17 protein-coding genes are annotated in these 18098 nt (G+C 70.2%); 11 read left to right on the forward strand and 6 right to left on the reverse strand.

All coding sequences use genetic code 11. The annotated features are described in order from the left end of the window. Window positions 1-101: 101 nt before the first annotated feature. Window positions 102-1130 (forward strand): bile acid:sodium symporter family protein, encoded by a 1029-nt coding sequence (locus BKK79_RS07320; protein ID WP_071011277.1) that lies wholly within the window; start codon window positions 102-104, stop codon window positions 1128-1130. A 131-nt stretch (window positions 1131-1261) separates the two neighbouring features. Here the strand turns inward: BKK79_RS07320 and BKK79_RS07325 are convergent, their stop codons facing one another. Together BKK79_RS07325 and tsaE are read right to left on the reverse strand one after the other, a co-directional pair. Next, window positions 1262-2809 carry an N-acetylmuramoyl-L-alanine amidase gene (locus BKK79_RS07325; RefSeq protein ID WP_071011276.1) on the reverse strand — a complete coding sequence of 516 codons (1548 nt, stop codon included), beginning with the start codon at window positions 2807-2809 and terminating at the stop codon, window positions 1262-1264. Continuing rightward, entirely contained in the window at window positions 2803-3315 is a 513-nt protein-coding gene (tsaE, locus tag BKK79_RS07330; RefSeq protein WP_071011274.1) for a tRNA (adenosine(37)-N6)-threonylcarbamoyltransferase complex ATPase subunit type 1 TsaE, read from the reverse strand. The genes BKK79_RS07325 and tsaE overlap by 7 nt, the downstream gene beginning before the upstream one ends. A 16-nt stretch (window positions 3316-3331) precedes the next feature. Between tsaE and queG the strand changes: the two genes are divergently transcribed. Next, window positions 3332-4555 (forward strand): tRNA epoxyqueuosine(34) reductase QueG, encoded by a 1224-nt coding sequence (queG, locus tag BKK79_RS07335; RefSeq protein ID WP_071037453.1) that lies wholly within the window; start codon window positions 3332-3334, stop codon window positions 4553-4555. Here the strand turns inward: queG and BKK79_RS07340 are convergent. After that, window positions 4552-5445, reverse strand: a complete 894-nt coding sequence (locus BKK79_RS07340; RefSeq protein WP_071011271.1) for an AEC family transporter — start codon at window positions 5443-5445, stop codon at window positions 4552-4554. The two genes, queG and BKK79_RS07340, sit on opposite strands and share 4 nt — an antisense overlap. A 181-nt stretch (window positions 5446-5626) precedes the next feature. Between BKK79_RS07340 and BKK79_RS07345 the strand changes: the two genes are divergently transcribed. The 4 genes from BKK79_RS07345 to xerD all read left to right on the forward strand — a co-directional run bounded on the left by BKK79_RS07345 (window position 5627) and on the right by xerD (window position 9264). Next, window positions 5627-6247 carry a chalcone isomerase family protein gene (locus BKK79_RS07345; RefSeq protein WP_071037454.1) on the forward strand — a complete coding sequence of 207 codons (621 nt, stop codon included), beginning with the start codon at window positions 5627-5629 and terminating at the stop codon, window positions 6245-6247. Between the two features lie 287 nt (window positions 6248-6534). Then, complete coding sequence (locus BKK79_RS07350) at window positions 6535-7506, forward strand: tripartite tricarboxylate transporter substrate binding protein BugE (protein ID WP_071011268.1); 972 nt, start codon at window positions 6535-6537, stop codon at window positions 7504-7506. A gap of 340 nt (window positions 7507-7846) precedes the next feature. Beyond that, window positions 7847-8323, forward strand: coding sequence for a methylated-DNA--[protein]-cysteine S-methyltransferase (locus tag BKK79_RS07355; protein WP_071016096.1), 477 nt, complete (start codon window positions 7847-7849; stop codon window positions 8321-8323). Further along, on the forward strand, window positions 8320-9264 hold the full coding sequence (gene xerD, locus BKK79_RS07360) for a site-specific tyrosine recombinase XerD (RefSeq protein WP_071011266.1): 945 nt from the start codon (window positions 8320-8322) through the stop codon (window positions 9262-9264). Before BKK79_RS07355 ends, xerD begins: the two co-directional genes overlap by 4 nt. Here the strand turns inward: xerD and BKK79_RS07365 are convergent. Then, window positions 9261-9959 carry a GntR family transcriptional regulator gene (locus tag BKK79_RS07365; RefSeq protein WP_071011264.1) on the reverse strand — a complete coding sequence of 233 codons (699 nt, stop codon included), beginning with the start codon at window positions 9957-9959 and terminating at the stop codon, window positions 9261-9263. The two genes, xerD and BKK79_RS07365, sit on opposite strands and share 4 nt — an antisense overlap. 295 nt (window positions 9960-10254) lie before the next feature. Here BKK79_RS07365 and BKK79_RS07370 point away from each other — a divergent pair, with 295 nt between their 5' ends. The 4 genes from BKK79_RS07370 (at window position 10255) to plsY (ending at window position 14095) form a co-directional block, all read left to right on the forward strand. Next, window positions 10255-11676, forward strand: coding sequence for an amidase (locus tag BKK79_RS07370; RefSeq protein ID WP_071037455.1), 1422 nt, complete (start codon window positions 10255-10257; stop codon window positions 11674-11676). A 64-nt stretch (window positions 11677-11740) separates the two neighbouring features. Further along, window positions 11741-12751, forward strand: a complete 1011-nt coding sequence (locus tag BKK79_RS07375; protein WP_084084585.1) for a Bug family tripartite tricarboxylate transporter substrate binding protein — start codon at window positions 11741-11743, stop codon at window positions 12749-12751. 84 nt (window positions 12752-12835) lie between these two features. Further along, window positions 12836-13330, forward strand: a complete 495-nt coding sequence (locus tag BKK79_RS07380) for an aminoacyl-tRNA deacylase (protein WP_071037456.1) — start codon at window positions 12836-12838, stop codon at window positions 13328-13330. A gap of 153 nt (window positions 13331-13483) precedes the next feature. Further along, entirely contained in the window at window positions 13484-14095 is a 612-nt protein-coding gene (gene plsY, locus BKK79_RS07385) for a glycerol-3-phosphate 1-O-acyltransferase PlsY (RefSeq protein WP_071011260.1), read from the forward strand. A gap of 156 nt (window positions 14096-14251) precedes the next feature. On the opposite strand, the gene BKK79_RS07390 is transcribed toward plsY, so the two are convergent. Both BKK79_RS07390 and BKK79_RS07395 read right to left on the reverse strand, forming a co-directional pair. Continuing rightward, window positions 14252-15535, reverse strand: coding sequence for an ATP-binding protein (locus tag BKK79_RS07390; protein ID WP_071037457.1), 1284 nt, complete (start codon window positions 15533-15535; stop codon window positions 14252-14254). Further along, a complete protein-coding gene (locus BKK79_RS07395; RefSeq protein ID WP_071011256.1) occupies window positions 15532-16263 on the reverse strand; it encodes a response regulator in 732 nt (243 codons plus the stop codon). Before BKK79_RS07395 ends, BKK79_RS07390 begins: the two co-directional genes overlap by 4 nt. A 345-nt stretch (window positions 16264-16608) precedes the next feature. Between BKK79_RS07395 and BKK79_RS07400 the strand changes: the two genes are divergently transcribed. Then, complete coding sequence (locus BKK79_RS07400) at window positions 16609-18090, forward strand: MdtA/MuxA family multidrug efflux RND transporter periplasmic adaptor subunit (RefSeq protein WP_071037458.1); 1482 nt, start codon at window positions 16609-16611, stop codon at window positions 18088-18090. The last annotated feature ends 8 nt before the right edge of the window (window positions 18091-18098 follow it).

The raw sequence follows: 18098 nt of genomic DNA on the forward strand, positions 1-18098 counted from the left end.
TGCATTCTAGACATCGATGGCGTTCAATACCACCCAGTCCGTCTTTCCCTCTCTTTAGCGGTTCTTAGCCGTCCTTAGCCATCTTCAGCCGCCCCACCCACATGTCCACCCTGCTCTTTCCTTTCAAGAAACTGTATGCGTTGATCGACGGCTTCATCCTGGTGATGCTGACCGCGATCGGCATCGCCCTGCTGGCGCCGGAGATCGGCACCGGTGATGGTCCGCTGCATCTCGGCCTGGTCACCAACCTCGGTGTCGCACTGGTGTTCTTCCTGCACGGCGCGGCGCTGTCGCGCGACAAGCTGGTTGCCGGGGCGCGCCACTGGCGCCTGCACCTGTTCGTGCAGAGCTTCACCTTCGTGGTCTTCCCCATCGTGGGCGTGGCGCTGATGATCGGTCTGCGCAAGGTGCTGCCGCCCGAGCTGCTGCTCGGCGTGTTCTACCTGTGCGCGCTGCCGTCCACGGTGTCGTCGTCGGTGGCGATGACTTCGATGGCACGCGGCAACGTGCCGGCCGCCATCTTCAACGCGACCATCTCCGGCCTGATCGGCATGCTGGTGACGCCGCTGCTGATGGGCCTGGTGATCAGCGCCAGCGGCGCCTCGATGCCGCTGGGCAAGGCCCTGCTCGGCGTGGCGCTGCAACTGCTGCTGCCGTTCGCGCTGGGCCAGGTTGCGCGCCCGCTGATCGGCAACTGGCTGGCCAAGAAGAAGCAGGTCACCAACAAGATCGACCGCGGCGTGATCGTGCTGATCGTCTACTCCTCGTTCTGCGATGCCACCGCCGCCGGCCTCTGGCACAAGTACCACTGGCAGATGATCGCCAGCGTGATGGCCCTGGCCGCCGTGCTGCTGTTCGTGATCCTGTGCACCACCACCTTCACCGCGCGCCGCATGGGCTTCCCGGTCGAGGACGAGATCACGGCGGTGTTCTGCGGCTCGAAGAAGAGCCTGGCCAACGGCATCCCGATGGCCAAGATCCTGTTCGCCGGGCACCCCGCCCTGGGCCTGCTGGTGCTGCCGCTGATGGTCTACCACCAGCTGCAGCTGATCGTCTGCTCGGTGATCGCCTCGCGCTACGCCAACCGTGACGAGGCCAGGAACCCGGGTGCCGCGCCGGTGCGCGCCTGAATCCGACCCTCCCGCGCGGCCCCGGCCGCATGCAGGACGGGGCGCCCTTGGGCGCCCCGTCTTGTTTTGTTGTGCCACGCACGGCCGGCCGGTGTCCTGGGATTGGCCCAGGGCTTCAGCGCCTCAGATCATCAGACCGAAGGGTTCTTGGACAGCGGCGGATTGCGCGCGAAGTAGTTGCGGATGCCGCGCAGGATGGCGTTGGCCAGCTGTTCCTGGTGGCTGTCGTCGTTGAGCTTGCGCTCTTCCTCGGGATTGCTGATGAAGGCGGTCTCGACCAGGATGGACGGGATGTCCGGCGCCTTCAGCACGGCGAAGGCGGCCTGCTCGACGCTGCCCTTGTGCAGCCGGTTGACGCCGCCGATCTCGCCCAGCACGGACTTGCCGAGCTGCAGGCTGTCGTTGATCTGCGCCGTGGTGGACAGGTCCAGCAGCACGCGCGCGACCTGTGCATCCTTGTTGCTCATATTGGCGCCGCCGATCAGGTCGGCGGAGTTTTCCTTGTTGGCCAGCCAGCGCGCCGCGCTGCTCGAGGCACCGCGCTCGGACAGCGCGAACACCGAGGCACCGCGCGCCTCCGGCGACAGGAAGGCATCGGCGTGGATGGAAACGAACAGGTCGGCCTGCACGCGGCGGGCCTTCTGCACGCGCACGTTGAGCGGCACGAAGAAATCGGCATCGCGCGTCATCATCGCGCGCATATTGGGCTGGGCGTCGATCTTGGCGCGCAGGCGGCTGGCGATCTGCAGCACCACGTCCTTCTCGCGCGAGCCGGCCGCGCCGATCGCACCAGGATCCTCGCCGCCGTGGCCGGGGTCGATGGCCACCGTCAGCAGGCGGCGCATCTTGAGCGGGCGCTCGGCGGGGATATTGGCCTGCGCCATCGGCGGCGGCGCCGCGGGCGCGGACGGAGCACGCTCGGGTGCCGGGACCGGTGCGGGCCTCGGCCTGGCCGCGGCCATCGGCGGCAGCGGCGGCGGTGCCGTCGTGCCGGCCGGGCCCTTCTCGTCGAAGCGCCGCACCAGGGCACCGATGGCATCCTCCTCGCCCGCGCCCTGGGCACCCGCGATGGCGGCGCTGCCCAGGCCGCCCGCGCCGGCGGCGGCCGTGCCGTCCGCCAGCGGGGGCGCCGCCTCGGCGTAGCGCCGCTGCTTGTCCTCGGTTTCGCGCACCAGCTTCCACAGCGGGTCGGGCGGATTGACCGGGTAGAGGTCGAACACCAGGCGATTGCGGTAATTGCCGATCGGCGCCAGCGTGAACACCTGGGGCGTGACGTCTTCCTTCAGGTCGAACACCAGGCGGACCACGCGCGGGCGGTTCTGGCCGACGCGCACGCTCTGGATATAGGGATCGTTGGGGGTGACCTTGGCCACCAGCTCGCGCAGCGTGGGCGAGAGGTCGAGGCCGTCGACGTCCACCACCAGGCGATCCGGATTGCGCACCATCTGGTGCACCGCCGCCAGCGGCGCATCGGATTCGATGGTGACGCGCGTGTAGTCTTCGGCGGGCCAGACCCGCACCGCCACGATGCCGGCGCCGCGCGCGATCTGCGTGCCGGCCAGCGTCAGCACCACCGTGCCGGCGCCCGCCTTCAGGCATTGCGCCATCCATTTGCGGCGGGCCGGCAGCAGGCCGTCTGGTCCATCGGGTCGGTCGGTGGCGAGTCGCTTGATCAGCATGCGTTCAGCAAGGTCAGTCCAGTGGGAGTATAGGCGCGCAGCAAGGCGATGCGCCCCTCGGCTGCGATATCGGCCGCGGCCGTGTCCGTTTGAAGCAACAGATGCAGGTCTGGTTCCCCGAGCAGGGTGCCGGCCTTCTCCGGCCATTCGACCAGGCTCAGGGCCGGCTCCGCGAAGCAGTCGCGGAAACCGGCGTCGATCCACTCCTCGGGGTCGGCGAAGCGGTAGAGGTCGAAGTGGTAGACCGTCAGCGGCGAGCCGTCGGCGCGCGCCACCTGGTAGGGCTCGCACAGCGTGTAGGTGGGACTGCGCACCTTGCCCGCATGGCCCAGCGCCCGCAGGATGGCGCGCGACAGCGTGGTCTTGCCCGCGCCGAGGTCGCCGGACAGTTGCACATGGATGGCCTGGGGCGGCAGGATGCGCACCGCCTGGGCGAGCGCGGCGCCGAGGGCGGCGGTGGCCGTCTCGTCGGGCAGGGGCAGGGAGCGTTCTTCGAGCAGGGGCATTGCGTACAATTCAGGGATGATCGACCGAGTCGCAGAAGCGCCAGCCGCCTCCTCTTCACGCGCCGCCGGCGCGCCGGCCGGGACCGGTGACGGCCACGGCACCGCAACCGTGCCCGCCGCCGGGCTGGCGGCGCTCGCCCAGTCCATCCGCGGCTGGGGTGCCGAGCTGGGCTTCGATGCGGTGCGCATCGCCGACGTCGACCTCAGCCATGCCGAAGCCGGGCTGCTGGAATGGCTGGCGCAGGGCTTTCACGGCGACATGGATTATATGGCGAACCACGGCACCAGGCGCGCGCGGCCGGCCGAACTGGTGCCCGGCACGGTGCGCGCCATCGTGGCCCGCATGCCCTACCTGCCGGCCGGCACCGGCGACGGCTGGCGCCGCAGCGAGCTGGCGCGGCTGGACGACCCGGCCACCGCGGTGATTTCCCTGTATGCGCGCGGACGCGACTACCACAAGGTGCTGCGCAGCCGCCTGCAGGCGCTGGCCAGCCGCATCGAGGCGGCCATCGGGCCGTTCGGCTACCGCGTCTTCACCGACTCGGCGCCGGTGATGGAGGTCGCGCTGGCCGGCAACGGCGGGCTCGGCTGGCGCGGCAAGCATACGCTGCTGCTCGACCGCGCCGCCGGTTCGATGTTCTTCCTGGGCGAGATCCTGGTCGACATCGCGCTACCGGCCGACCCGCCGGAACCCGGTCACTGCGGCCAGTGCCGGCGCTGCCTGGACATCTGCCCGACCCAGGCCATCCTGGCACCCTACCGGCTCGACGCGCGCCGCTGCATCTCCTACCTGACCATCGAGCACAAGGGCGCGATCCCCGAGGCGCTGCGCGCGCCGATGGGCAACCGCGTCTACGGCTGCGACGACTGCCAGCTGGCCTGCCCCTGGAACAAGTTCGCGCGGCGCGCCACGCTGCCCGACTTCGATGTGCGCAATGGCTTCGACGCCCCGGACATGGCCGAACTGTTCGGCTGGAGCGAGGCGGAATTCAACCAGCGGCTGGAGGGCAGCCCGATCCGCCGCATCGGCCACGAGCGCTGGCTGCGCAACCTGGCGGTGGGACTGGGCAACAGCCTGCGCGCGGCGAGCGCGGCCGAAGGCGGCGATGCCGCCCTCGCCGCGCGCCTGCGCGCCGCCCTGGCGGCGCGCCGGGACAGCGCCAGCCCGCTGGTGCGCGAGCACATCGACTGGGCCCTGGCACAGGACCGCGCAGCGGCCGCCGGGCCCGGCGGCAACTAGACCAGCAAGGCCATCCAGAACGGCATCGTGACGATGGCACCGACCGTCATCGCCGAGATGGTGGCCGCCACCATCGGGCCGTTACCGCCCATGCGCACTGCCAGGATGTAGCAGCTCGAGGCGGTCGGCAGCGAGGCGTACAGCACCACCATCTGCAGTTGCAGGGGGGTCAGCGGCAAGTGGCGGCCGACCAGCCAGGCAAACGCCGGCATGGCGACCAGCTTCACCACGGTCCACCAGGTCATGGCGCCCACCGAGCCGCTCGCGGCGCGCAGCTGCAGGCCCGCGCCGACGGTGATCAGGCCTAGCGCGGTCGAGGCCGAGCCGAGCCGGTTCAAGGTGGTCGCCAGCACCTCCGGCGCGTGCAGCCCCAGCAGGTTGGTGCCCAGCCCCGCCGCGGTGGCCAGGATCAGCGGGTTGCGCGCCAGTTCGGCGAGCAGCCGCGATTCGCCATGGCGCGCCAGCGCCCACACCGCCACCACATTGGCCAGCGGCACGGTGAAGCCCACCAGCAGGGCCATCATGGCCAGGCCGGTGCCGCCGCCCAGGCGCGCAGCCAGGGCCAGGCCGATGTAGGAATTGAAACGGAAGGCGGTCTGCAGGCCGGAGGCGAAGGCGACCGGGTCCGGGCGCAGCACCCACCTGACCGCGTAGCCGGCCGCCATGCCGAAACCCATCACCAGCAGCCCCAGGCCGAGCATGGCCGAGGTGGAGGAGAAATCCAGCTGGGCACTGTTGGTCGATTGCAGCAGAAGCGCCGGGAACAGCACGAAATAGACCAGGCGCTCGACGCCGGACCAGAACACGCGGTCGAACGAGGTATAGCGCACCAGCAGCCATCCGATCAGGATCAGGCTGAAGTCGGGCAACAGCAGCAAGGCGGAGGACATGTCGGCCTTCTTGTCTTTATTGTTCTGGTCGGGCCGTGTGTGGCCGCTGTGGTCCGGGGGGCGGGCCTTGGCTGATGAGCGCACGCCACTTGCTGAAATGTGCGCCCTAGGGCAGATACGGATAGGTATTGTTCCAGATTTCCGGCAGCATGACACACTTTGCCGTACCTTTCTTGCCGCAATGCCGTCCGGTAGCACCCTTCCCAAGCCGCTGCGCGCCAGCCGCCGCCAGCTTGCCGCGCGATGCGCGGCGGCCGCGCTGCTGTGCCTGGCGGCAAGCGGCGCAAGCGCCGGCATGATCGCGGGGCTGCGCCTGGACGACGCCGCCCGGGTCGGCGGCAGGACACTGCAGCTCAATGGTGCCGGCCTGCGCGCGGGCTTCCTCGACAAGGGCTATGTCGCCGCGCTCTACCTGCCCGAGAAGGTCCACAACGCCACCATGGTGCTGGGCGGCAGCGGGCCCAAGCGCCTGCAGATCCGCCCGCTGCGCGAAGTCGAGCCCGACACCTTCATCAAGGCGCTCGACAAGGGGCTGCGCATCAACCTGAGCGAATCGCAGCGCCAGCAGATCCATGACCGGCTGACACAGTTCGGCCTCACCATGAACCTGATCGGCACGGCCCACAAGGGCGATGTGATCGATATCGATTTCACCCCGGACACCGGCATGGTGGTGGCCATCAACGGCACGCCGCGCGGCCGGCCGATCCCGGGCGAGGATTTCTACCAGGCGGTGCTGCGCACCTACCTGGGCAACAACCCGGTCGACCGCGAACTCAAGCGCGGCCTGCTCGGTGGCTAGTGTCCTGAGTCTTGAATTCGTGGAAGCACTAAGTCTGTCGGGAAGACGTGCGAGGCCAGGAACGAAACGCAGCAAGGCTGGAGCCTTGCGAGCATTCGTGACGACGCATCGCGTGGCTTGTCGGCTGACTGAGTCCACGAATTTGTGATTCAGGACCTCAGCTCCGCGGCACCGAACGGCGCATGAAAAAGGTCCGGCGCGCCACCCGCCACCTGCGCACGCGGCACGCCGGTTTTCACACCCCGGGCCCGACCCTGGCCCGGACCTCAGACGGGAGACACGATCTCATGCACAAGCACAGCAACATCGCACTGGCCCTGGCGCTGGCCGCCAGCGCTTCCTTCGCGCAGGCGCAGAGCTACCCCAGCAAGCCGATCCGCCTCATCATCCCGTTCGCACCCGGCGGCACCACCGACATCGTCGGCCGCGGCGCGGCCGACCAGATGAGCCGCATCCTGGGCCAGCCGGTGGTGGTCGAGAACCGCGCCGGCGGCGGCGGCTCGATCGGCGCCGACGCGATCGCCAAGGCGGCGCCGGACGGCTACACCATCGGCATCTCGACCGTGTCGACCATGGCGGTCAACCCCGCCTGCAACCCGCGCCTGCCGTTCGACCCGATCAAGGACTTCAAGCCCATCACCAACCTGGCCAACGTGGCCAACGTGATCGCCGTCAACCCGAACTTCCCGGCCAAGAGCTACAAGGAATTCCTGGCCGTGCTGAAGGCCAATCCGGGCAAGTATTCCTACGCCTCGTCCGGCACCTGCGGCTTCGGCCATATGCTCGGCGAGCAGTTCAAGGTCGCGACCAAGACCTTCATCGTGCACGTGCCCTACCGCGGCGCCGGCCCGGCCCTGAACGACGTGATCGCCGGCCAGGTGCCCATCATGATGGACAACCTGCCCTCCTCCATGCCCTTCATCAAGGCCGGCAAGCTGCGCCCGATCGTGGTGGCCTGGAACAAGCGCATCGACACCATGCCCGATGTGCCGACCTTCGCCGAAGTCGGCCTGAAGGAGCCGAACGATCCGGCCTGGTACGGCCTGGTGGCACCGGCCGGCACGCCCGACGAAGTCATCGCCAAGCTGCATGACGCCGCCGTCAAGGCGCTGCAGGACAAGGGCTTCCAGGAACGCCTGCGCGCCGCCGGCGCCGAGCCGTCCGGCAACACGCCGGCGCAGCACGCGGCCGAGATCAAGAAGGAATTCGAGAAGATGAAGAACCTGGTCAAGGTGCAGAACATCAAGCTGGAGCAGTAAGCGGGCCGGCAGGGAGAGCCCTCCCCTAGCCGTGCCTGGCGGTGCCTCGGCGCCGCCAGGCTGCAGGCTCCAAGGCCCTTTTGAAGCCCCCTTGGCAGGGGGCTTTTTTCATTGGCGTTCGCCGGCAGCGCGGAACGCTCTGGTCCATTGCGTCAGGGAGAGCGAAAGCGCCCCCCAAGAACGTACCCGCGCGGCAGTGCAGGTCGCAGGCCAGGTGCAAAGCGCCGCCATGGCACGGCGATGGCGAGCCCTTGCGGCGCTGCATGCGGCCCGGGGCGCTGTCGAGCGGGGCTGCCCTTCACCTGATGCAGTGGACTAGAATGCCCGCATGCCATCCCTGATTCCTGCCCGCTTCGACGCCATCCTGCCGGCCCCCTTCGGCAGGGTGGGCGTGCGCGCGGACGCCGCCGGCATCCGCGAGATCGCCTACCTGCCGCCGGATACGCCCGTCAAGGCGAGCGCGGACGCGCTGGTGTGCCGGCTGGCCGCGCAGCTCGAGGCCTACTACGCCGACCCCGACGCCCCCTTCGACCTGCCGCTGGCCCTGGCCGGCACCGGTTTCCGCCAGCGTGTGTGGGAGGCCATCCGCGCGGTGCCGCGCGGCGCCACCACCACCTACGGCACGATCGCCCGACAGCTCGACAGCATGCCGCGCGCGGTTGGCCAGGCCTGCGGCGACAACCCGCTGCCGCTGGTGATTCCCTGCCATCGCGTGGTCAGCCAGCAGGGGCTGGGCGGCTTCGCCCACCACAGCTCGGGCTACCTGCTGGACGTCAAGCACTGGCTGCTGCGCCACGAAGGCGTGCTGCTGCTATGAACCATCCGCAGGACCTGGGCGAGGCGCTGGCCGCGGCGGAGCCGGCCCCCGCCGACACCGCGCTGATCGAGCGCTTCTGCGACGCGCTGTGGCTCGAGGACGGGCTGTCGCGCAATACCATCGATGCTTACCGCCGCGACCTGACCCTGCTGGCGCGCTGGCTGCGCCATAGCGGCGGCGGCGAACTCACCGGCGTCGACGATACGGCGCTCGGGGCCTATTTCGCCGCGCGCCACCACGACACGCTGGCATCGTCGGCCAACCGGCGGCTGACGGTGTTCAAGCGCTTCTTCCGCTGGGCCCTGCGCGAACACCTGATCGCGGCCGATCCCTGCCTGCTGCTGCGCCCGGCCAAGCAGCCGCCGCGCTTCCCCAAGACGCTCAGCGAGGCCCAGGTCGAGGCGCTGCTGGACGCGCCCGACACCGCCGCGCCGCTCGGCCTGCGCGACCGCACCATGCTGGAGCTGATGTACGCCAGCGGCCTGCGCGTGTCCGAGCTGACGCAGATGCGCACGGTGGAGATCGGCCTGAACGAGGGCGTGGCGCGCGTGGTGGGCGGCAAGGGCGGCAAGGAACGCCTGGTGCCCTTCGGCCTGCAGGCCGGCGACTGGCTGCGCCGCTACCTGGCCGAAGCCCGGCCGGCGCTGCTGGCCGGGCGCGCCTGCGACGCGCTGTTCGTCACGCAGCGCGGCGAGGGCATGACACGCCAGGCCTTCTGGCACCTGATCAAGCGCCATGCGCGCGAGGCCGGCATCCATGCGCCGCTGTCGCCGCACACGCTGCGCCATGCCTTCGCCACCCACCTGCTGAACCATGGCGCCGACCTGCGCGTGGTACAGCTGCTGCTGGGCCACGCCGACATCTCCACCACGCAGATCTATACCCACGTCGCGCGCGAGCGGCTGCGCGAACTGCACCGCCACCATCACCCGCGCGGTTAGTCCTGGTTCTTGGATGGATGGACCCAGTCCTCGCCGCCGGCACCCAGGGCGCGCAGGCGCGCCATCGAATTGCGGATGTGCGCGCGCGCCAGTGCCTCGGCCGCCTCGCCGTCGCCCTGCTCGATCGACTCGACGATGCGCAGGTGCTCGTCGATCGCCGTGCGCGCGCGGTCTGCCTCGAACAGCACACGCGGCGCGAACACCTGCGAGGTCATATGGACGATCGGCAGCTGACGTGACAGGTAGGCATTGTCGGCCAGCTCGATGATGGTGGCGTGGAAGTCCACATTGGCCGCGGTGTACACCTGCGGCTGCCACGGCGCCAGGGCCTCGCGCTGGCGCGCGACGATGGCGCGCAGGGCAGCGCCGGCACGCTCACCAAGGCGCTGCGCGGCGAGCCGGGCGGCCAGCCCGTCCACCATCTCGCGCAGGGCGTAGGCATCCATCAGCTGCTTGAAGTCGGCGTTGACGACGTTGACGCCGCGCGCCGTCTCGGCGCTGACCAGGCCTTCGCGCTCCAGCAGCCGCAGCGCCTCGCGCAGCGGCGTGCGGCTGATCTTCAGGTCTGCCGAGATCTCCACCTGCCGCAGTGGCTTGCCGGGCGGATAGTCGCCCCGGTAGATACGCTCCCGCAGGACCTGCGCCACCTCCTCCACCAGACGCACCCGGTTCTGCCACGCGAACGTTTCGTCCATCTTCCCCCTCGCCTCGTCTTCTTGTCTCTGTCGCCGTGCCCCTGCTGCCATTGCGCCATTGCGCCATTGCGCCGTGCCACTGTGTCCGCGCCGGCGATCCGGCACCGGACAGGACCGGGCGGGCGACGCCGATCCGCACAGTTTACAAGGGCCGCCCGCGCGTCTACTATAGGTCGGAATCCTGTATTCTGGATCCAGAATACAGAAACGCGATACACAAACAAGAGGGGATGGCGGGAGCGCGGTGCCCAGCGAGCCGCCCGGCCGGACGCCCTCGCCGTCGGAGACTGCCTCGATGCACGAGGATCCCTGCCTCTTGCCCGCCACCGTGCTGCGCGAGCGCATCGCGCGCCGCGAGCTGTCGCCGGTGGAGCTGACCGAAGCCGTGCTGGCGCGAGCCGCCCGGCTCCAGCCCGAACTGAACTGCTTCATCACCTTGTGCGCCGAGCAGGCCATGGACGCCGCGCGCGCCGCCGAGCAGGCGCAGATGGCGGGCCGGGCGACGGGGCCGCTGCACGGCATCCCCTTCACCGTCAAGGACATCGTCAACACGCAGGGGGTGCGCACCACCTTCGGCGCGCTGCCTCACCAGCACAATGTGCCGGCGCAGGACGCGGTCTCGGTGGCGCGCCTGCGCGCGCAGGGCGCCATCCTGATCGGCAAGACCACCACGCCCGAGTTCGGCTCCAAGTGCCTGACCGATTCGCCGCTGTTCGGCCGCACCCGCAACGCCTGGAGCGCCGCGCGCACCTGCGGCGGCTCCAGCGGCGGTGCCGCGGTGGCGGTGGCGAGCGGCATCGCGCCGCTGGCGGTCGCCACCGACGGCGGCGGCTCGACGCGCATCCCGGCCGCCTGCAACGGCGTGGTCGGCATCAAGCAAAGCCAGGGCGTGATCCCGCACAGCCAGGCCCAGGACCTGTTCGGCAACCAGACCTATGTCACGCCGACCACCCGCACCGTGGCCGACACCGGCCTGATGATGCAGGTCATGGCTGGCGAGCACGAGTGCGACCCCTGGTCGATCGGCGTGCCCAAGCCCGACTATGTCGAGGCCGCGCAGGCGCGCGGCGACCTGCGCGGCCGCCGCGTGCTGTACTGCCTGGCGCCGCCCGGACGCCCGGTGGCGGCCGATGTGGCACGCGCCTTCGAGGCAAGCCTGCACCGCCTGGAGACGCTCGGCGCCGAGCTGGAGCCGTTCTCCGGTGAGGGCTTCGATGTCGAGCCGATCTGGCGCGCCATCAACCACACGGTCTGGCGTACGCGCTTCGCCCCCATCGTGGCGGCCCATGGCGACCAGCTCAGCGACACCTTCAAGCGCCAGATCGAATCGGCGGCGGCCTTCAGCGGCGTGCAATACCAGCAGGCCATGTTCGAGCGCTCGGCCCTGTTCCTGCGCGTGCAGGCCCTGCTGCAGCGCGCCGACCTGCTGGCCATGCCCACGCTGACGCGCACCGCGCTGCCGCTCGACCAGGACCTGTTCGGCACCATCGATATCGACGGGCAGTCGCTGGAGAACGTGCGCGCGCACTGGTTCCCCTGGACCATGCCCTTCAACATGACCGGCCACCCCGCCATCAGCCTGCCCTGCGGCTTCGGCGACGACGGCCTGCCGGTCGGCCTGCAGCTGGTCGGCCGCTTCCGCCAGGACGCGATGCTGCTGCGCGCCGCCGCCCTGTTCGAATCGACCCACGACCTGCTGGCGCGCTGGCCCGGCTGAACGCTGCTGCCGCCGCACCCTCTCCCTTCCGCCCAACCGCACAGCGCCCGCCCCCGCCTCCATCATGAAGACCGCCATCCGTCGCCCCATCCGTCGCCGATTCCTGCTCCACGCCGTGGCCCTGTCCGCCTGCGCGGCCGCCGTCGCCACCCTGCCGCGCCCGGCCGCGGCCGAGGACGACACGCCCATGCGCATCATCGTCGGCTATGCGCCGGGCGGCGCCGCCGACAGCCTGGCCCGCATCTATGCCGAGCAACTGCGCCAGGACGGCCACGGCACGGTCATCGTCGAGAACCGCCCCGGCGCCTCGGCGCGGCTGGCGCTGGACTACGTCAAGCGCGCCAGGCCGGACGGCAAGACGGTCTTCATCGGCCCCTCGCCGCTGTTCACCATCTTCCCGCTGACCTACCGCAAGCTCTCCTACGACGCGGACAAGGACCTGGTGCCGGCCGCCCTGCTTACCGAGGTGCCGACCGTGGTCGCCGCCGGCGTGCACCAGCCGTACCGGAACATGAAGGAATACCTGGCCTGGGCCAGGCAGAACCCGTCCAAGGCCAGCCTTGGCCTGGCGACCATCGGCAGCGCCGGCCACCTGGGCGCGGTGGCGCTCGGCAAGGCGACCGGGACGCAGATCACGCCGGTGGCCTACCGCGGCGCCTCGCCGATGCTGGTCGACGTGGTGGGCGGCAATGTCTCCATCGGCTGGGACGCGGTGGCGAGCATGATGCAGCTGTACAAGGGCGGCAAGCTGCAGTTCCTCGGCGTCAGCGGCATGCGGCGCGCCAAGGCCTTGCCCGAGGTGCCCACGCTGAAGGAGCAGGGCTTCGACCAGTTCGAGTTCGCCACCAGCTGGTACGGCGCCTTCCTTCCGGCCGGCACGCCGCCGGAGGTGGTCGCCAGCGTCGGCAAGATGTTCGTGGCGGCGTCCGGCAACGCCACCACGGCCGCCAAGCTGGAAGCCCTGGGCCTGGAGGTGGATGCCAAGCCGGGCAGCGAAGCACAGCGCCGCATCAAGGCGGAGCGCGCCGCCTGGAAGCCCATCGTCGAGGCCACCGGCTTCGTCGCCGAGGACTGAGGCGGCGGGCGGCCGACGATCGCCGGCCGCGAGCACCGGGCCCGCCTCGTGTATCCTTCTCGCGATCGGGCAGCCCACCGCACCATGAGCAAGAACAAGCACGTTTCCGAAACGCCGGCCACGCAGATGCTGCGCCAGCACCGCATCGCCTTCGGCGAGCACGTCTACGACTACGTCGACCACGGCGGCACCGGCGAGTCCGCGCGCCAGCTCGGCGTACCCGAGCACGATGTGGTCAAAACCCTGATCATGGAGGACGAGCGCGCGCAGCCGCTGGTGGTGCTGATGCACGGCGACTGCTCGGTCTCCACCAAGAACCTGGCGCGGCAGATCGGCTGCAAGAGCGTGCAGCCATGCAAGCCCGAGGTGGCGCAGCGCCACAGCGGCTACCTGGTGGGCGGCACCTCGCCCTTCGGCACGCGCAAGCGCATGCCGGTCTACGTGGAAGCCAGCGTGCTCGAGCTCGAACGCATCTACATCAACGGCGGCAAGCGCGGCTACCTGGTCAGCCTGGCCCCGGCCGCGCTGACCGGCCTGCTGGGCGCGACGCCTGTGCAGTGCGCGCTGATGGACGGCTGAGCACGGCCGGCCGCAGCACCCCCGTTTCGCCCGGAAGAAGCGCGGTTGGAGCGCGGCTGAAACGCGGCTAAGGGAAGTCACCAAGACCGCGCCGGCCTTGCCGTGCTTCCCGCCGCGCTACAATCGCGCCCAGCTTCAGCACAGACTCCCCACATGGCCAACCTGCTCTTCGCCCTCGCCGCCTACCTGATCGGTTCGATTTCCTTTGCCGTCGTCGTCAGCAAGGCGATGGGCCTGCCGGACCCGCATACCTACGGCTCCGGCAATCCCGGCGCCACCAATGTGCTGCGCTCGGGCAGCAAGAAGGCCGCCGTGCTGACGCTGCTGGGCGACGCCCTCAAGGGCTGGGTCGCGGTCTGGCTGGCGCAGAAGTTCGGCCCCGCCTACGGCGTCGACGAGACCGGCGTCGCGCTGGTCGCGGGCGCGGTCTTCCTCGGCCACCTGTTCCCCGTCTTCTTCCGTTTCGCCGGCGGCAAGGGCGTGGCCACCGCGGCCGGCATCCTGTTCGCCATCCATCCGCTGCTGGGCGCTGGCACGCTGGCGACCTGGCTGCTGATCGCCTTCTTCTTCCGCTACTCCTCGCTGGCCGCGCTGATCGCGGCGGTGTTCGCGCCCTTCTTCTATGTGCTGATGTTCGGCACCGACGTCACGGCCGGCGCCGTGCTGCTGATCGCCGTGCTGCTGATCGTGCGGCACCGGCAGAACATCGCCAAGCTGCTGGCGGGCAAGGAAAGCCGCATCGGGGAGAAGAAGAAGGCGCAGTGATCGGGGGGGAAGGCGCCGGCGGACTGCGGGCGCCTGCCCTCTCCCCCGGCCCCTCTCCCGCTTGCGGGAGAGGGGCGCGAACCGACGCGAGAGACACCTCACTGCGCCGGTCGAAGCCGCTGGCGGCCAGCCCCAGCCAGCCCCCTCCCCTACGCCTCAGGCCGCCTGCGCCACCGGCGCGAACGGAAACACCATCTCCACCATCAGCCCGCCTTCGGGCCGGTTGCGCAAGGCCAGCTTGCCGCCGGATTGCCGCACCAGCCGGTCGACGATGGCGAGGCCCAGCCCCGAGTGGGCATTGCCGCCGCGCGCGGGATCGAGGCGCACGAAGGGCAGGGTGACGCGCTCGACGGCGTCGCTCGGGATGCCCGGCCCGCTGTCTTCGACGATCAGGTGCCAGCCGTCGGCCTGCCGCTGGGTGGCGATGCGCACTGGCGGCAGGCCGTAGGCATAGGCGTTGTCGACGAGGTTGCCGACGATGCGGTCGAGCTGGGTGGCGATCAGGCGGAAGCCTTCGCCGGCCGCCAGTGCCAGTTCCACCGGGCGGTCCTGCTCGGACAGCGAGGCGGCCAGCTCGGTCATGCGCTTGTCCACCGGCACCGGGCGCGCCGCCGGCTCGCCGCTCTGCGCGAAGGTGAGAAATTGTTCGACGATGGCCGACATCGACTCCACGTCGCGCGTGACGCCGGCCGCCGCCTTCGGATCGGACAGCATTTCCGCGCGCAGGCGCAGGCGCGCCAGCGGCGTCTTGAGGTCATGGGCGATGCCCGCCAGCATGGTATTGCGCTCCTGGTCGATGCGCGCCAGGTCGGACACCATCTGGTTGAAGCGCTGGATCAGCTGGCGCAGTTCGTGCGGCCCGCGCTCGCGCAGCGGCTGGACCCCGCCCTGCTGGCGCGCCAGGCGCTCGGCGGCCCCGGCCATGTCGCGCACCGGCCGCTGGATCTGCCAGGCGACCAGCAGGGCGAACACCATGGCCACGCCCACCACCAGGATCACACCCGGCACCAGCCGGTTGTCGGGCGGCGGATTGACCACCCACAGCATCGGCATGGCGATCCACTCGTGCCGTGTCGGCAGCTTGATCCACAGGCGCGGCGTGCTCTCCTCCTCGACGCGCAACTGGGTTCCGGCCGGCAGGCGGCGCGAGAACTGTTCGACCAGCCGGCGCGAGCGCCCGCCCTTGGGGGCGGTGGCATGCTCGGCCGCGCTGGCCGAGCCGGCCACCTCGACCAGGCTGGGCAGCGGCAGCGGCGGCCTAGCGTCCAGGGCGTGCTCGATGCTGTTGAGCTGGAACAGCATCTGTTCGACCGAATAGTCCACCTGCTGCTGGCGCCGATCCATGCGCAGGATGGCCAGCCAGGAGAAATGGCTGATCACCAGCACGGCGGCGATCAGCAGCGCCATGCGGCCGAAAAGCGTGTCGATGCGTAACTTCATTGCGTGCCGGGATCGGCCTCGTCCGGAACAAAGGTATAGCCGCGCCCGCGCACCGTCTGGATATAGCGCGGGCGCTGGGCATCCTCGTCGAGCAGGCGGCGCAGCCGCCAGATCTGCACGTCGATGCCACGGTCGCTGATGCCGCTGGCGGTGCCGTACATCGACTCGACGATGCGTTCACGCGACATCACTTCGAGCGGATGCATCAGCAGCAGCTTCAACAGCGCGAACTCGGTGTCGCTGATCGCCACGTCCTCGCTGCCGCGCGCCAGCGAGCGCTGGCGGAAATTGACGCGGAAGGGGCCGAAGCCGATCGATTCGCGGTCCTCCGGCGCCGCCGCGGGCCGCGGCAGCTTGCGGCGCAGCACCGCGTTGATGCGGGCCAGCAGTTCGCGCGGGGAGAACGGCTTGCCGAGATAATCGTCGGCACCGATCTCCAGCCCGACGATGCGATCGATCTCGTCGCTGCGCGCGGTCAGCAGGATCACCGGGATGTCGTCGTTCTTGGCGCGCAGGTTGCGCAGCGCGGTGAGGCCGTCGGTCTTCGGCATCATCAGGTCGAGCACGATCAGCGCGGGCCGCTCGCGCTCGAGCCGGGCCGCAAGCCCGTCTCCATCGTGCAGCACGGATACGGCGAATCCTTGCTGGCTCAGGTATTCGCGCAGCAGGTCGCGCAGTTCGGGATCGTCGTCGACGACCAGGATCTGGGTAGGCTGGGTGGCTCGCATAGGCACATGATAATCAGACTGCTCGGCACGGGATGTTGCTTTTGTTTCCGCACATTACACCCCCGGGCTGTGCGTAATCGTCTGTAATATTTGCCTCAGAGTTCGAAATACATGCGCCCGGGTCCGCACATTATGCTAGCGCTATATCCGATGCCGCCCGGCCGCGCCTGACACCCGGCCCCTTCCGACCCCAACCGCGAAGCGTCGATGCGGCACATGCGCGCAGACCCCATGGGCCGGACCGTCCGTCCGGCCGGTCTGCCATTGCGTTACGGCATACTGCCGCTTCCTCCTTCTTCGAACCCGTGCCGATGCGCCCAGCGCGTCGCCCCCTGGATCCCAGACATGGCTCAACCTGAACAAGACCCGTCGCTCAATCCGCCTCCGGCAGCCACCGGGCAGCGCGCGCGCTCGCCCCGCCGCAAGCTGATCGCCGTCGTGGTGCTGGCCGCGCTGGCGGCAGGCGGCTGGTACTGGGCCAAGCACCGTGCCGGCCAGAGCGCCGATGCCGCCGCCGGCGCCTCGGCCCCGGCGGGGCGCGGCGCGCCGGGCGGCCGCGGTGGTCCCGGCGGCCCGGGGGGCCCGGGCGGTATGCCGCGCTCTCCGGTGGTGGTCAGCCGCGTGCTGCAGCGCGACATGCCGGTGGTGCTGAACGGCCTCGGCAACGTCACACCGGTGGCCAACGTGACCGTCCATGTCCAGGTCTCGGGCCCGATGCTGCGCGTCCTGTTCAAGGAAGGGCAGATGGTCAAGGCCGGCGACGTGCTGGCCGAGATCGACCCGCGCCCCTTCCAGGCCACGCTCGACCAGGCCGTGGGCACGCTGGCGCGCGACCGCGCGCTGCTCGACAACGCGCGCCTGGACCAGCAGCGCTACCGCACCCTGCTGGCCCAGGATTCGGTCTCGAAGCAGCAGGCCGACACCCAGGACGCGCTGGTGCGCCAGTACGAGGGCACGGTCAAGACCGACCAGGGCAATGTGGACAGTGCCCGCCTGCAACTCGGCTACACGCGCATCCTGGCGCCGGTATCGGGCCGCATCGGCCTGCGCCAGGTCGATCCCGGCAATATCGTCAGCCCCAGCGACACCAACGGCATCGCGCTGATCACCCAGGTCGCGCCGATCGCCGTGCTCTACACCATTCCAGAGGACAACCTGCCGACCGTGCTGCGGCGCCTGAACGCCGGCGAGAAGCTGCCGGTGGTGGCCTTCGACCGCCAGGCCCGCAACAAGCTGGCCGAGGGCGAACTGCTGACCACCGACAACCAGATCGACACCACCACCGGCACGGTCAAGCTCAAGGCCATCTTCCCCAATGCCGACGGCATGCTGTTCCCCAACCAGTTCGTCAACGTGCGCACGCGCGTCGACACCTTGCAAGACGCTACCGTGATCCCGGTGGCCGCCGTGCAGCGCGGCCAGCAGGGCACCTTCGTCTACGTGGTGGACGGCAACAGCCAGGTCAAGTCGCAGCCGGTCACGCTGGGCCCGGGCGACGACAATCACGTCTCGGTCTCCAAGGGCCTGCAGCCGGGCCAGCGCGTGGTGGTCGACGGCGCCGACCGGCTCAAGGACGGCATGACGGTGGAGACGGTCGACCCGGCGGCGCGCGCCGCCGAGCTGGTGCCGGCCAGCCAGCCGCGCGGGCGGCGCCATCGCCGCGAGGGCGCCAGCGGCGCCAGCGCAGGCGGTGCCAGCGCGGGCGCGGCGGCTGGTACGGGCGGTGCCGAGCGTCGCCGCCGCGGCGGCGACGGGGCCTCCGGTGCATCCGCCGCGGCCGCCGCAGCCGCGGCCCCGCACGGCGGCGCGGCGCCGGCCCGACAGTAAGGACCGCG

Source organism: Cupriavidus sp. USMAA2-4, from assembly GCF_001854305.1.
In the GTDB taxonomy this organism is placed as follows: Bacteria; Pseudomonadota; Gammaproteobacteria; order Burkholderiales; family Burkholderiaceae; genus Cupriavidus; species Cupriavidus malaysiensis.